This is a genomic window from Streptococcus sp. Marseille-Q5986 (assembly GCF_946902915.1).
Classification (GTDB): Bacteria; Bacillota; Bacilli; order Lactobacillales; family Streptococcaceae; genus Streptococcus.
The window spans coordinates 124,301-138,424 of sequence record NZ_CAMPPY010000002.1 but is presented as its reverse complement, the minus strand read 5'-3'; the positions used below and the strand labels follow the sequence as shown (position 1 = coordinate 138,424).

Sequence of the window (14,124 nt, the reverse complement as noted above, 5' to 3'; positions counted from 1 at the left end):
AGGCTTTCTTTTTAGAGTGTGTCTGTTGTGTCAATGAATTGTTCAAAGAGTTTTCTTTTAATTTGGATACGGTTTCCATTCATGATGACCCAATCAAGGGGAGGGTTGTGTTCCGCGAGTTTTCTTAGTTTATTTTCGCCGATGCGAAAATATTGGGATGCTTCTTCGATTGACAATGTGTATTTTTCCCAGAGAGGAATATCTGCTGTTTTAATATCAACCACTTCTTTCTATAGCTTAAATTTGATAACTGCTTCTAGCAGTTTCACTTGTAAATGAGATTTCATGATGGTATCGACCGTGTATTCTCGTCGCCCATTTTCGTAGAGGAAAAGATGGGTACACAGTGTATTGATATAGGCATCAAAGTGTTGCAAAACTTCTTGAGAAGCTAGGATGTCTCCTTCGCTCGCTTGGCGTATGGTGTGATAGGTAATCATTGTGGTTCTCCTTTCTCTAATAAATTTTTGAGAAGATGAAGCGCATGATTTCTCTGATATTGAATTGTTGATCGTGGCTTGGAAAGGTATTGTGCGATCTCTTTATCTGTCCAATCAGCAAAATAGTAAAGTAGAATGATAGCTCTCAGGTGTGTGTCCAGTTTGGAAAGTCCATCAGCTAAAAAGCTATCTTTGACGGAGAACTCCATCCCTTTGATGGTGAAAATACTTTCTTTGATGAGGCAGTCATAGGATTCACTTAGTGCGTTGAGTTCTGCTTCTTTCATGTCAGAGAATAGTTTTTCATGCTTGGCATATCGTTGCTGTTCGCGATAGTAGTCTGTAATGGCGTTGCGTAGCGTTCTTCTGCAATAGGCGCAAAACATTCTGATAATGTCATCTTCGTCACAGTTTTTATATTTTTGGCAATTGTTCATGGGGTCTTCTCTCCTTTTTTATTCAATTAAGACACGAGAAAAAGAGAGGTTTTGCCAAGAAAATTAAGGAAATGTATAGATAGAAAAAGAAATGGCAAGTCTTGTTTATGCTAGAAAATGCTGATGGGGGGGGGTAAAACAAAAAGAATAGCACCTCCGCGAGAGAGGTGCTATTCTTGGGTATACACGATGATATTTGAAAACCAAATAGTGTCTTGGCATCAACACTTGCTAGTAAGTCTAGCACGCACTCTTAGAATATTCAAGTTGAGAAATGCGTAGAACTTTTGATGATGCTCCAGTGGAGAATCGCTCCAGCGCTGGGTGAACAATGCGAATGAAATAATTCCAAAGTAGTCGTTTTGGAGACGGGACGAAATCCATCAAGTCACGGAAACGTGGAACAGTGATTTTTCGAGTATGTAAACAGGCTAATATCCCGTATGTCGTGCCACGTGTTACGGCTTAACGCGGTGCGAAGGTGTGCCACTTAGCCACAAAACAATGAGTATTGTTTTATATGAGTTACATACATATACCGCCACAGACAATTGCTAATAATTTTGTCCAAGTTGTATCGAACGAAGCGACCGACCGATGAACATAGGTCAATTTTCGATGAGCTTGCCTCTATCTATAGAAGCCGTTAATCACAAACGATTGATCCTTATGTTGTCACGATAGATGAAGCGGTTTTCTATAGTTAGAGAAAGGCAAGCTCTCTCACTCAGCTCCCTCCCAATGAACCTTGTGTGTCGTGCGTCACAATAAATGTTTACAGCTTGCATTGCCGCAGGACTACTTTTAGAGATGTGGAAGTCATGGCTTGATAGGGTTGGTGCTGCTGTTGGAGATGCTATGATTTTTAGATCAGTAGTCAAGGACGGTGGCGCGCTCATAACTATTTGCCGTGATAAGGAGAACATTGCTATTAATAGCGTGATTGCCACGTGTCTTGCTCTATCGGATATACAGTTTGCAGCACAATGGAAGCAACGCTGACAAAAATAAGAAATTCAAGTCATCAAAATTGGGTACATAGTCCCATATTTATATATATCTTTTTTGATATATTTATACATACCAATACTTCAATGAAAGGAAATGATTGTGAAAGATATTTTTATTAATTCTCCGAAATTGAGTGAGAATAAATGTAGCGCTTATTCCATTTGGTCTGGACTTGTTTCTATTCTCCTGTTTTAATGTTTAATCAAATTTTAGGCACTTCCCAATTTGATCTAACATCTAATCCATATAGAAAAATTCGCAATACTCTTTTTTGGTCACATGAATAACTGTTTAACGTTCTTTGGATACTATTATAACCTACTGTAAGGGTTTTTAGATTGAAAAAACCGCTGAAATACAGTATAATAGATAAATAGAATTCTATCATTTAGGAGGGAGTAATATGAGTATATATCAAGCAACACCGTGGAGTTTTACTATTGAGTTTGATGAATCTAAGGCTCGAGATCACGGATATGATATTAACGAGCTGTATGATTGTGTTGATAAAAATGTGCAGCGTTATGGTTTAACCCGTCTTAGCCGTGGTACATGGAAAGCTAACGAAAACGATAGAGTAGAATCTCAATGCCTCGCTTTGTCGCTACTGTCTAAACAGGAATGGGTTATGAAGAATATTGCTGCATTGACAGCCTTTGAAAATAGTACAGAGCCTATTGATTATGTCAATATTGTTAAAGAGCTTTTCCCAGAACGAATTTATGCGTAAGTGATTATGATGAATGGAGATAATTGTCGAAAAGCCTTTCATTTTGATTTAGATCAAGCTAAATTAAAAGAGTTTTATCCATCTGATAGTCCGAATGGGTATAAAAAAGCGTGGGCTGATATTCGGATATTCATGGAAGATCATGGATTTGTACATACGCAATATTCAGGCTATGAAACGGTTGATATTATGCCGTATTTGAAAGCCTATGGTGTTATAGAGAAATTAAATGAAGAGTTTCCTTGGTTTCTTAAGTGTGCTCAGGTTGCAACATTGACTGAAATTGGGAAACGTTATGATGCGATAGAACATCTTAACGAGCAATTAGCAGATAAGGATAGTGCTTCGCTTCCCGATTCTAAGTCTCATGTCTCGTTGTTAGAAGAGATGAAAAATGCTCGTGCAGCATCTAAAAAGCTGTCAAAGGATAGATCATCTCATCCCGATGAGCATGAGAGATAACTTGTGCTATAATACATGTGTCGCTTATTAAAGTGACGTTCCCCTTAGATTCATAGTTACACAAATAAATCCCCCACGAAAGATGTTTTCGTGGGGGATTCTTTTATCTGTGCTAGTTGTTAGATGTGAGTTTGTTTCTGGACGTCAGAATGAACGCACCTACGCTACTGAGGAGGAGTGATGCTATGATGATTGTTGCCCAATGTGAGCCTGTGTTTGGCAGTGGTGGGGTTGCCACGTGTGCGTTCCAGTCATCATGGTCTGTCACTTCTTTGTCTGTGTAAACAGACTGTCCTGTAACAGTGGCTGTATTTGTGTGGCTGCTTCCAGCTTTTAGCCCCGTGAGAGACGCTGTGCAGATCATTTTCTCGTTCGGCTGCAAAACGTCCATAGCAGGACAAGAAAGGTCTTCTACAGCGCCTTCTCCCTTGATTGTTTTGTCGGTTAAGGTAATGTTTTTCAGTGGAACATCGCCTGTATTAGTAATCGTGTACGTGATGCTGATAGGGGTGGCTGCGTTGTCGCTTTTAATTCTAAGAGCCTCACTGGCTGTGTCGCGGTCACCGTTGTTCATACCAGAGTTGGTATCCCATTTTTCTACATCAATAGCAGGATTTTCAGGGGTTTTCGTTTCTACTGGTTCTGGTTTGCGCTCCACCTTGTTGTATGTCTCTACGAACGTGTTGGTGACGGTGACGGGGAGGATTCGCTCCATCTGCACATATATAGAGAATGCTTGCTCGATATCCATGCGCGTATTAACAAGGTTCAGATACTTGTGTGTTGCTGTAACCGTAATGATTCCGTCTTTTTCGGTAACGTCAAAAAGGTCTGTTGTCTGCATGGGATTGATACCGCGTTGGAGTGCCACATAAGCGTTGATAACTTTCTCGTCAGGGATTCTAGAGATACTTAGTGCGGATCGTGCTCCATGTTCATCCTCGATGATGCCAGTGGTGATTTCTGCAAAGAAACCAAAGTCATCTGTGCCTCGCGTTCCTTGGGTAATGATCTTTAGATAACTCTTATTTTTACCATTGTTGTAAGCCCCAAGCGCTTTGGCAAGCTCATCGGTCAGCTTGATGTCGTGAATCGTCAGATTCTTAAATTCTTCCGTTGCCGTATAATCAATGACTGTGGCTCCATCAATCTGGTCACCAGCTTTGGCAATCAGCTTTGTACCATCATAGAGATCACGGTTAGCGATTGCTATCCAGTTACCTGTAAAACGGTCAGCCTTCTCGTCATAGTCATCAACGATTGACCATGAGGTTGCTTTGTCCGCACGGTTAGCAGGTAGCACGGATGAATCAAGACGATAGTTAAACATAGAGTTGAGTTTGATTTCGCCCTTGTTCATGGATTCGCCCCCTACGTTAATGGTCACATCTTTATGGGGAGTGATTTCTTTTTCAGGGTTGGAGACGATACGAGTTTTCAATACCATGTTTTCCATGTTCTGCAAGGCTGTGTTTTCAATCACATACCCATCGGTGACTTTTGATACAGTGGTGGGTAAATATACCCAGTACTGTTTGCCTAGTAGGTTTTGGTCAATGATGGGGTCGTTGATGGGGTCTATTGCAGCGTCTGCGTATTCTTTCAATGATTCTGGTTGTGTGGCGGTGATTTTTTCTCCGTTTCGATTGATGGTATCAATGAGTTTGGCAAACACATAGGCAATGCTATCTTTGACTTGAATGTTGAAGGCGTCTGTCACGTTGGTGCCTGTGTCTTTTTCAACGATTTTGATGCCGTCTTCGTCAAGTGTCAAATATTCTTCATCATAGTCGTCAATCATGCCTAGTTTGTGCACGTCATAGGCGAGTTTATTTCGCGCAGGTGTAGCGTCCATTGTCAGACGGTACATGATTGTTTCTCCACCGACAACAGTTTTTTTGTCAATATCGATGAGGTCGGTGTTCAAATCCTCTTTGTCGGGTTTGGGTGCAGGAATGGTGACTTTCGGGATATTGGTTTGAGTGCTGGAATTATTGATAATTTCAAAGGCTTGATTAGAAAGAATTGTGCCAGCTGTTACTGTGGGGGATACTGTGCCCTCAAAGCGGAGCAGCAGGTCTCCTTTCTCTTTGAGCATGAGTTGGGAATCAATCCACTCTTGTGTGAACGTTGCAGTGAATGCTGTGTTTTTTTCATCAAAAGAGAGGGTGTAATTCTTTTTTGAGATAGGTTTGTTTGTGCGAGCATCATAGAATTCGATGCTGGTTTTATCTAGTTGAAAGTTCGGGTCATAGTCATCTTTCACTTCAAATTTTTCTATAGGGTGGGCAAGTTCGTCTTTTGTTTTGGGAAAGTCTACATCCACGTTCACAAGGTATTCTATCCATTGGTTGGGGAATACTTGTTGCCCGTCAATGCTTGACTGGTCGCCATCTTGCCGCGCAGAGGAAAGGACATCTTTACTGGGGTCGGGGTTCCAGATGAATACGGGTGGAATGTTTGTTGGTTTTTCCTCATTGTTGTAGCGTTCGCTTCCTTTATTGTGGAGAACAACAGTCTCGCCGTTCGTGTCTGTTTCTGGCGTGACGGGCTTAAAGACACCTGTGATAATGAGCTTGATCGGCATATCTGCCACGAGGCTTCCCGTAGTTTGTAAGAATGATTCTTTGGCGGTAGCTGTGGTGATGCCGTCATGCACAGTAATGGTGAAATCTTTTGTGACGTCTTTCCCATTTGCATATACACGGGCTTTTGTTCCGTCTGTGAAGTCTACATAGGTTTGTGCTCCTGTCCAGTCATCTGTGATGACATATTCGTCTAGTGGTGCGGTGAGCTTGGCTGGAATGTGACCATTCACAACGGCACCAACGGTGTCTCCGTGTAGGAATAGTTTTTGGTCGGCAGCAACGTTGTTTGTCCAGTTTTTATCTTGTGCTGCGAGTGCTCCTGTTTCGTCTAGTACCCATACTTTGTCGGGTGTGGGTGTGACTTTTTGGGTTGTTTTCTCGTCAGTGGTCATGCATTCTTTTAATTCTTTTGTATAGCAGACTTTGCCTGTGTCTTTAATGGTGTAGTCTGCACCTGTTGGTTTCGTATAGGTGGGGACTACGAGGGTGTAGTTTCCTTGGTTGTCGATATTGTTGAGGGTTGCGGAAACGGTGACCGTATCTTTGTGGGTGCGGTCGATTGTGATGGTGGCTTGGGTTTTATTCCCTGTAGGGTCAAGCACATACACGTTTTCTTTTATGTCTGTATCTTTGCTGCCGATCCATACGTCTATGGTGTGGATGGTGTCTGTGATGGTCATGGATGAAAGATAGCCGTTGGAGTGCGCGGTGATGTGCGCGTCGTAGGATTGTGCTGAGGCAAGAACGTCTGTCTGTAAGGGTGTTGTTGTGTCGCTCTTATAGAGTTCTTTGTCGGGTTGTTTCGGTTCAGCTGTCCATGTTTCGCGTGGGTCGCGGTCGGTGGTGTTGATGGCTGTTTGCATTTTGCCTTGCTTGTCAATGGTCACATCGAACCAGAAGGTGCCTGTTGCCCACGATGTCCAGTCGAAGTCTGCTGGTGTGAATGTGGGGGATGTGGTGTCGCCACTGTTGGTGATTGTGACGGTTTTGTCTACTTTTTTCTTGGCTTGTCCTTCGGGTGAATCCCAGATGAGGGAAATTGTTGCGGTAAGGTTTTCTCTGATGGATGATCCGTTTGCGGATGCATGGATTGTGTCTGTGACGGGTTCGGTAGAGCTAGCCATTGTGAATGTTGTGGCTTTATCGGTTGTGACCGAAAGCTGATAGTTTTGCGGCGGCTCTTGAGAGTTGAGTGCAACACACGCTGCAACACTTGAATTATTCATAGAGGCAATTGCTTCATTTTTACCTTGTTCAATATATCCTAGATATTTTTGATAGCCTTCAGCTCCGCCTGTTTGAGATTCCGTGAGAACATCTGCAGAGCCGTTGGTTTTCCATTGATTATAAAAATCTTCTACTTCTGAAGGTAGAATCTGAGCATATCCTTTCCATATACCAGAATTTGCCCCCCAAAACAAAGCTACAACACGACTTTTTCCATCAGGGTTAGGGTTGCGGTTTTCGGCACGTTCTAATGCGCTAGTACATGCCTTTGTGACGGCATTACGAAGTATAGCGCCGTCCGCATTGTTAGCACTTTCACCATTAGTTAATTTACCAGAGATAAAGTAATCAATAGATGCTTGCATTGTTCCTTGAGATGGGGTATTTCCATCTGGAGATACCCCATCATAAAAAACGTAATATAGATTTCCGCGACCGCCAGCAGAAAAACCTCCACCGCTACCTGCTCCACCACCGCCATTAGCAAAAGCTATAGATGATATAGCCCCATTGCAGAATAGCGAAACTACGATAAGAAGAAGTAAGCTAACTTGACTTTTAATAGTAAATTTCATGAAATGTCCTTAATCTATCTAGTAAAAAATATAACTAGTCAAATTATTGTAACATTTCAAATATTAAGTTTGTCTATCTTTGTCTATCTATATGGAATATAATTCGGTTTCACATCATGTCCGCTTGGATTACTGAATGTACTTGGCGAGCCGTCTGGGTTTATTCCACTGGAGTAGTCCCATCGTTCAGAACCAGTAGAAGCTGATTGTGAATTATTACTGTGCTGGTAGCTATTCTTGTAGCTAGCTGCGTGGGCGGCTTCTGATTGTTGCTGTTGTTGTTCGTAGGCGTGGTTGCTTTCTGTTAGTGCAGAGATTTTTTCTTTGAGGGTAGCGAGTTGTTGCGTGAGGTTAGTGGTTGCTTTTTTCACGGCTCCAAGATTTTTTGTATCGACGGTTTCCTCTATAGTTTTTTGTGCGTCTGCCAGCGCAGCGGATGCTTCTTGACGAATAGCATCATTAAGAACTTTTCCGTCTGTATCGGAGATAAGAGCTGCAAGGCTTTCAATAATAGTTTTTTCCTCATCGAGTGCTGTGTTGTAGTCGGCTACAGCTTTATCTAAGAATGCAATCTCAATTTTCTTGATCGCAGCTTCTATATCACTGTTGAGGGAAACAAAAGTTTTATCCTGTTCCTCAGATTTTTTAGTGGCATCATGGATCGTATTCGTTGATCTCAGTTGCGTAATAAATCCTTGTGGCTGTTGAATTTTTTCGCCCACGCTAACAGATTGTGCTTTGTTGATAAGCTCAGTTGATTCGTGATAGAGAGCTGCATTGTTTGTGCAAGAAAAGTTTCTTCATCACCAATCATTGTTTCTAACTTTTTGGAATTTTCTTGAACAACAGAATACTGCTTGTGTGTGGCAGAATTTTGGTTCTCATAGTTTTTCCAAGCAGTCGCATATCGGCTATACAACACACCGATACAAGAAGCAGCTATGACAGCAACAGCTGCAATAGTTGCCACAATAATTTTCGTTCTCTTATTCATCGTATCTTCTCTCCTTTATATAAAGATGGTGATACTCATTCATACGCTTCATTGCCTACCGTAAGATAATTACGTAGATTATCACAGTGTTCGTCAATGTATTGATGAAAGGCATCAAACGAAAAGTCTTGATGCGAACAGTTCATTTTTTCGCACAGGATTTTTCCGATAGTACTATAGGTTTGTTCTTGTTCTTCCAGATAATTTTTTTGTTCCATCAAGCGATGTAGTCGCTCTTTTTCGGCTTCAATTTTTTTGTTGATGGAATCAAGAGATGTGATTTTATGTGCCACAATATATCCAATCTGTGTCGATGGTGTACCTAATATGTGCAAAAATTTTTCTTGTGCAGTTGCTACTATTATAACAGAAAAAGCTACCTTCATGATAGAGATAATTTGATAAATAGAAAAATATCCTGATAGAATTATAGCAATCAATCTTTACAACATCTATGTATAGAAATGAGTGTTACTATAACTATATATAATGAAAGGATGGTCAATAAATCCATATTTATATAACGCAACATAGAGAAATTGAATAATAGATAATTTTATATATAGAAAAGGTTGTGCAATGTCGGAGTATCAAGAATTAGAATTTTTAGAGGGAGTGTTTACTGACTTACGTATCAAGGTTGAAGCTCTCCTTGTGCTTGTGAAAGATGGTCTTTGTGGTGACGAGCTTAATATGCACAGTATCAAATACTTGGAAGGACAAGTCGTTGCCTACAATAAGTGTATTTCGATTGTGAAAGATTCTCTTTCTTCTCATAATAAAACCCATAATAAGGAAGTGTGATTGTATGGAAAAGTTTGAGCAATATGACGCTAATAAAAATTATACGTCTTATCTTACTGGCGACCGCCGACTCATCAGTGTAAACATTCCTGTGGAGTTGCATTATTCGATGTTGGTGCACCGTGCTGAGACTGGTGAGAATATGACGCAATTGATTTGTCGTCTTCTTGAGACAGAGCTGCTGAATAATAGATGAAGAAGAGCATTGTATTCTTGTTCAGAAGACAATGCTCTTCTTTTCTTTCCAAAGAACTGCTTGAGCGGGCTATTTTTACGGGTGGCGTCACCCGTGGAATATCCCGCTCAAGCTCTCCTACACACTGGGGTGTGTACTCACAAGCAAGATGTAGGAAGCGTATATACAATAGCGGTACACCGCTCTTTTCTATACTCTTCCATCTTGCTCTGCGAGGCTTTTTATTTGTCACTTCTAGGGTCGCTTGTGGTGGCTTTGAGGAGCCTGAAAAGAACACGTGTGTACGTGTTCTTTTAGCTTGGCATGAAACGTGTTTTGGGTCGTGTTGTAGATAGAGCAGTGGCGGCACTGCTCATGATTTTTATTTTTGTTGGAGAGAAAAATATTTTTTGAGGAAGGAAGTTTTTGGATCATGGTGGCGAGAGAGTCGAATGTTTTGATTCGTGTGAGTGAGAAAGAAAAAAGTATTTTAGTGAGCAAAGCACGCAAGGCTGGTGTGAGTGTGTCTGAATTTATTCGAGCGACTTCGATTTATTCTGATGATTCTCAGATACAGATTATTGATGTGCAGCCATTGCGTGATTTTCTTTTTGAACTGACGAAGCAGGGAACAAATTTGAATCAATTTATGAAATTTTTGAATACGTATGGTGTGGAAAGATTATCGGTGCGTCAAGCACAAAAAGTTTTAGACGATGAGAAAAATCTTTTTGAGCGAGGAAAAAATATGTTGATCGGTGTGCACAAAGAGTTAGAACGACACAACATTTATCTCAGAAAAGAGTAAGAGGAATGACGATCATTAAGCAACAGAGCGTTACTGGTGGAACGTCCCATCAGAAAAATTTGCGTAACTATATCAACAATGACGAGAAAGTTATTTTTCGGGCATCGCAAAATATGGAGATGTGTTCAGATATAAAGCAGTGGTCATCGTTCATGAAAAATACTCGTGAGATGTTCGGACACAACAAGGCATCGCGTAAAGGTAGAGACGGAAAAGAAGCAAAGAATACAATTTTGTATCATCAGATTCTTGGGTTTAATCCAGACGAGTGCAACATCAACGGTGGACAATTATCACCACAAGATTGCATGAAGTACGCACAAGAATATGCTCAAAAATATTACCCGAATCATGAAATTGTGTTCGCTCTGCACAATGAATACTGCACAGAAGATGCAACACACCGCTATGCCGTGCATATGGTAATTAACCGTAGCGACCTTGCAACAGGGAAAAGATTAGATGAAGGATTGGGTGTGAAAGCCAAAAAAGAACGCGCTAATCGTGTTCGTTCTATGGATGAAGCGTGGGGGTTGAAACAAGTTGAAGAAGGAAAAATCAATTCGGCTATTCATCATCGGCAGCGGTCGTGTGTGGAGAAGGAGCTAGAGAAAAAAGGGATTTTTCCTTACAAAACGAATCTTCGGGAGTTGGTGCGTATTGCTGGACAGCAGGCTACAAGTCTTGTGGATTTTCGTGCGTTGTTAGACGGTTGGGGTGTGGATACGGAGTTTAGAAATGGGCGTATGTATGCAAGGGATAGAGATAATGCTCGCTATTCTTTTTCTGTGCTTAAACTGGATGCACATCTAGAATCTTTTGCTAGAGATACAGATAGAGAGCATGAACAGTTGGATTATGTGACTAAAGTAAAGAATGATTATCTGATGAACATTCGATCTTTGTATGTGGCATATCGAAAAGAGTTGCAAGGTTTGCCAGCAGATAAAGTGGCTGCTTTTCCTAAACTTGTCTTTCCTAAACCGCCTAAAGATATTGCTAATGATAGTAGTGTGAAAAGAGAAATCCTTGCCTATTGGCGTGGTGCAGATGAGCTACGTAGGGCGCGTTCTTCTCAGAAAAGAGGCAGAGGTTATAGGGCTAAGTATTCGACTGGATTAGCGCAGGACAGAACACAGAGGATAAATAAGGTTCAGGAAGTGAAGCAAACAAAGTCAAGGAAAGATCGATAGTCTAAAGTCATGTTGCTAATGCAGGAATAGCGTTTCAAATATTTATGACATACGTATAAGGAGAGCTGATGGCAGTGAATTATAGAGATGTAGAGATAGATGATAAGGAGAAAACTGGCACAAAAAAGTTATCTTTGACGGAAGAAGTAAGCCGAGCACGCAAGGCACGGAATAAACTCGCTTATGATAAGCGTCATGGTGAGATGAATCTTGAACGTATCGAGCAACTGTTAAGTGAGCAGAAGGATAGTCAAGAGAAACTGGTGATGGAATTTCGGCATGGTTTACAGGAGCTTGAGAAGATCAGGAAAGAGATGAAGGATGTGTCATATTTAGCAGAACAAATGGCAATAAGTGGTGTGAGTAGAGCTTCTGAACAAGCGGAGAAACTGACTTTGCAGCATCTGGATGCTATTCAGGATCAATATGTAATGTATGTGCAAACGCTTGTGGAACAGGCTCAAGTGCGCACCCAAAAACTGCGTAAAAGTGTAGATAAACGTCCGTTGTTGTCTGTAATAACGATTCTTTTGTTATTGATGAATGTGGTGCTTGGTTATGTTATGTGGATAAAATAAAAGGAAGCGTAAATGTTTTGGCGCTTTTTAGATTGTAGGCTTTAATAATGGAAAAGAGTTTTAGATATGGCAAATGTTACTTTATATTCTAAGGACAACTGTGTGAAATGTACGCAAACAAAGCGTCTCTTTGATCGCTATGGAATAGAATATCAGGAAGTAAATCTTTTGAAACATCCCGATCTGATTGATACTTTTAAGAAGAAAGGGTTTCTTGAAGCCCCTGTGGTTATTGCGCCACATACGTCGTGGTGTGGTTTCCGTATGGATGAGATTAAAGCTCTCTATCGCGTTTTACAGAATACGCAGCAACAGCTCTCTGTGCGTTCAATTACAAAAGATGTAAAGAGTTCTTCTAAAGAATTGGCGAAAAATAGTGTGTCTTGGGGTGAAACGGAAAGATGACGTTTAGTGTAGCTTCATTTTTTGCAGGTGTAGGTGGAATAGATTTAGGATTTGAAGAAACACGAGAATTTAAGACTGTATATGCAAATGAGTTTGATTCATATGCCAGCGAAACATTTGAAATGAATTATTCAACGGTTAAAGTTGATCGGAGAGATATTCGCTTAGTTCCTGTTGAAGACGTCCCTGTCATAGATGTTATTATTGGTGGTTTTCCGTGTCAGGCATTTTCTATTGCAGGATATAGACATGGGTTTGAAGATAAAAAAGGACGTGGAGAACTGTTTTTTGAATTACTGCGAATGGTGGAAGGTAAGAAGCCTAGAGTTGTATTGTTTGAAAATGTAAAAAATTTAGTTGGTCATGCTCATGGAAATACTTTTGGAATAATACGAGAACAACTAGAATTGCTTGGGTATCATTATACATATCGAGTACTGAATGCAATGAATTATGGAAATATAGCGCAAAACAGAGAACGTGTTTATATTGTAGCCTTTAGGGATAAAAAAGATTTTGATAAATTTCGTTGGATTCTGCCTGTTCCATTAACAACTACTGTAAAAGATATTATAGATTTTGAAACAAAGGTAGACGATAAATATTACTATACTGAAGGAAAGTATAAAGGCGATATATACAAGTTGTTGGTAGAAGCGACAAAAGATGATGATATTGATCGTCCAGCAGTATATCAGTGGAGGAGAAACTATGTCCGTCAAAATAAAAGTGGCGTAGTTCCAACCTTAACTGCCAACCAAGGTGAAGGGGGGCATAATGTTTGCATTATAAAAACAAAGCATGGATTGAGAAAGATGACTCCACGGGAATGTTTTAATACGCAAGGATTTCCAATAGACTATAAATTACCTAAAAATCAAGGCGAGGCTCGTTTATATAAGCAGGCAGGTAATTCAGTATGTGTGCCTGTGATAAATCGAATAGCTGTAAATATTATAGAAGCTATTAAGTAGAAGGTGTAATTAAGAAAAAGGGCATTAACCGTAAAAAAGTTAATGCCCTTTTTGTTTTGATAGATACGATGGATTCTACATTATTTTATTGAATCTATTTTTGTTATACATTAGAGAAATCCGTCAAAATCGGGATCGTCATCATACTCATCTTCAATAGTTAATAATGCGTCGTCTGCTTGTGCTAGTTCTTGGTCGCGGATGCGTTCAAGGGCTGGCAAGGTGTATCCCATGCTGGTGGCTATGTTTTCGTCATCTTTGTCGGGATGGGCGTTTTTTAGATAATCGAAGATAGATAGTGCACGTTTGTTGATGGATATAACTCCGATATCGGAGTAGCAGAGTTGTTCCATAGCAAAGAAGCGTTCTCCGTTAATGAGGTCATCACCTTCGCGCCAGAGGATTTTTTCGCCATCTTTTTTTAGCCACACGAGTTGAGCAAGCTCATCAGCGGATACAAGCAGCATAGCGTATCCGATGTTTCGCCTTGTGATGGGGATAGCTGTTTCTCCGATGACTGTTGTGTCGCTACAGCCGTTTGTGTCATACCAATGGGCGGTGAGAATAATTCCCTGTGTTTCTATCTGATCGAGGTGTAAAATCCAGTTTGTCAAGATATTTCCTTTGGGGAAAATATCTTGTGATACAAATGTGGAGGAATCAAATTCTTCATACTGATGATTTTTGTACAGTACTTCAATTTTCATAAGTTAGCTACCTCGT

General features: G+C 40.6%; 18 protein-coding genes. 10 read left to right on the top strand and 8 right to left on the bottom strand.

What is annotated here, in order from left to right:
- Nucleotides 1–11: 11 nt before the first annotated feature.
- The 3 genes from OVN21_RS04205 to OVN21_RS04195 are packed head-to-tail and all read right to left on the bottom strand — an operon-like array spanning nt 12 to nt 877.
- Nucleotides 12–215, bottom strand: coding sequence for an excisionase (locus OVN21_RS04205; protein WP_267247561.1), 204 nt, complete (start codon nt 213–215; stop codon nt 12–14).
- Nucleotides 216–230: 15 nt separating this feature from the next.
- On the bottom strand, nt 231–440 hold the full coding sequence (locus OVN21_RS04200) for a helix-turn-helix domain-containing protein (protein WP_267247413.1): 210 nt from the start codon (nt 438–440) through the stop codon (nt 231–233).
- Nucleotides 437–877 (bottom strand): sigma-70 family RNA polymerase sigma factor, encoded by a 441-nt coding sequence (locus OVN21_RS04195; RefSeq protein ID WP_267247412.1) that lies wholly within the window; start codon nt 875–877, stop codon nt 437–439. Before OVN21_RS04195 ends, OVN21_RS04200 begins: the two co-directional genes overlap by 4 nt.
- Nucleotides 878–1,648: 771 nt before the next feature.
- Here OVN21_RS04195 and OVN21_RS04190 point away from each other — a divergent pair.
- From OVN21_RS04190 to OVN21_RS04180, 3 genes are all read left to right on the top strand, one after another.
- Nucleotides 1,649–1,879 carry a hypothetical protein gene (locus OVN21_RS04190; RefSeq protein WP_267247411.1) on the top strand — a complete coding sequence of 77 codons (231 nt, stop codon included), beginning with the start codon at nt 1,649–1,651 and terminating at the stop codon, nt 1,877–1,879.
- A gap of 412 nt (nt 1,880–2,291) precedes the next feature.
- Complete coding sequence (locus OVN21_RS04185; protein WP_267247410.1) at nt 2,292–2,618, top strand: hypothetical protein; 327 nt, start codon at nt 2,292–2,294, stop codon at nt 2,616–2,618.
- A gap of 9 nt (nt 2,619–2,627) precedes the next feature.
- A complete protein-coding gene (locus OVN21_RS04180) occupies nt 2,628–3,080 on the top strand; it encodes a hypothetical protein (protein ID WP_267247409.1) in 453 nt (150 codons plus the stop codon).
- 112 nt (nt 3,081–3,192) lie between these two features.
- Here the strand turns inward: OVN21_RS04180 and OVN21_RS04175 are convergent, their stop codons facing one another.
- The 4 genes from OVN21_RS04175 to OVN21_RS04160 form a co-directional block, all read right to left on the bottom strand.
- Nucleotides 3,193–7,470 carry an LPXTG cell wall anchor domain-containing protein gene (locus OVN21_RS04175; RefSeq protein WP_267247408.1) on the bottom strand — a complete coding sequence of 1,426 codons (4,278 nt, stop codon included), beginning with the start codon at nt 7,468–7,470 and terminating at the stop codon, nt 3,193–3,195.
- 83 nt (nt 7,471–7,553) lie between these two features.
- Nucleotides 7,554–8,192: a hypothetical protein gene (locus tag OVN21_RS04170; protein ID WP_267247407.1), complete on the bottom strand. Its 639-nt coding sequence runs from the start codon at nt 8,190–8,192 to the stop codon at nt 7,554–7,556.
- Complete coding sequence (locus OVN21_RS04165; RefSeq protein ID WP_267247406.1) at nt 8,147–8,464, bottom strand: hypothetical protein; 318 nt, start codon at nt 8,462–8,464, stop codon at nt 8,147–8,149. The genes OVN21_RS04170 and OVN21_RS04165 overlap by 46 nt, the downstream gene beginning before the upstream one ends.
- Before the next feature lie 35 nt (nt 8,465–8,499).
- Nucleotides 8,500–8,904, bottom strand: a complete 405-nt coding sequence (locus OVN21_RS04160) for a hypothetical protein (RefSeq protein ID WP_267247405.1) — start codon at nt 8,902–8,904, stop codon at nt 8,500–8,502.
- 139 nt (nt 8,905–9,043) lie between these two features.
- Between OVN21_RS04160 and OVN21_RS04155 the strand changes: the two genes are divergently transcribed.
- The 7 genes from OVN21_RS04155 to dcm all read left to right on the top strand — a co-directional run bounded on the left by OVN21_RS04155 (nt 9,044) and on the right by dcm (nt 13,401).
- A complete protein-coding gene (locus OVN21_RS04155; RefSeq protein WP_267247404.1) occupies nt 9,044–9,268 on the top strand; it encodes a hypothetical protein in 225 nt (74 codons plus the stop codon).
- A gap of 4 nt (nt 9,269–9,272) precedes the next feature.
- A complete protein-coding gene (locus OVN21_RS04150) occupies nt 9,273–9,464 on the top strand; it encodes a hypothetical protein (protein ID WP_267247403.1) in 192 nt (63 codons plus the stop codon).
- Between the two features lie 412 nt (nt 9,465–9,876).
- Nucleotides 9,877–10,251 carry a plasmid mobilization protein gene (locus tag OVN21_RS04145; protein ID WP_267247402.1) on the top strand — a complete coding sequence of 125 codons (375 nt, stop codon included), beginning with the start codon at nt 9,877–9,879 and terminating at the stop codon, nt 10,249–10,251.
- Nucleotides 10,252–10,256: 5 nt separating this feature from the next.
- Nucleotides 10,257–11,444: a relaxase/mobilization nuclease domain-containing protein gene (locus tag OVN21_RS04140; RefSeq protein WP_267247401.1), complete on the top strand. Its 1,188-nt coding sequence runs from the start codon at nt 10,257–10,259 to the stop codon at nt 11,442–11,444.
- Between the two features lie 68 nt (nt 11,445–11,512).
- On the top strand, nt 11,513–12,022 hold the full coding sequence (locus OVN21_RS04135) for a hypothetical protein (RefSeq protein ID WP_267247400.1): 510 nt from the start codon (nt 11,513–11,515) through the stop codon (nt 12,020–12,022).
- A gap of 66 nt (nt 12,023–12,088) precedes the next feature.
- Nucleotides 12,089–12,427 carry a glutaredoxin domain-containing protein gene (locus OVN21_RS04130; RefSeq protein ID WP_267247399.1) on the top strand — a complete coding sequence of 113 codons (339 nt, stop codon included), beginning with the start codon at nt 12,089–12,091 and terminating at the stop codon, nt 12,425–12,427.
- Nucleotides 12,424–13,401 carry a DNA (cytosine-5-)-methyltransferase gene (gene dcm, locus OVN21_RS04125; protein ID WP_267247398.1) on the top strand — a complete coding sequence of 326 codons (978 nt, stop codon included), beginning with the start codon at nt 12,424–12,426 and terminating at the stop codon, nt 13,399–13,401. The genes OVN21_RS04130 and dcm overlap by 4 nt, the downstream gene beginning before the upstream one ends.
- Before the next feature lie 110 nt (nt 13,402–13,511).
- Here dcm and OVN21_RS04120 read toward each other — a convergent pair whose 3' ends face one another.
- The gene (locus OVN21_RS04120; RefSeq protein WP_267247397.1) at nt 13,512–14,108 is read right to left on the bottom strand and encodes a hypothetical protein; all 597 of its coding nucleotides are present in this window, start codon (nt 14,106–14,108) and stop codon (nt 13,512–13,514) included.
- Between the last annotated feature and the right edge of the window lie 16 nt (nt 14,109–14,124).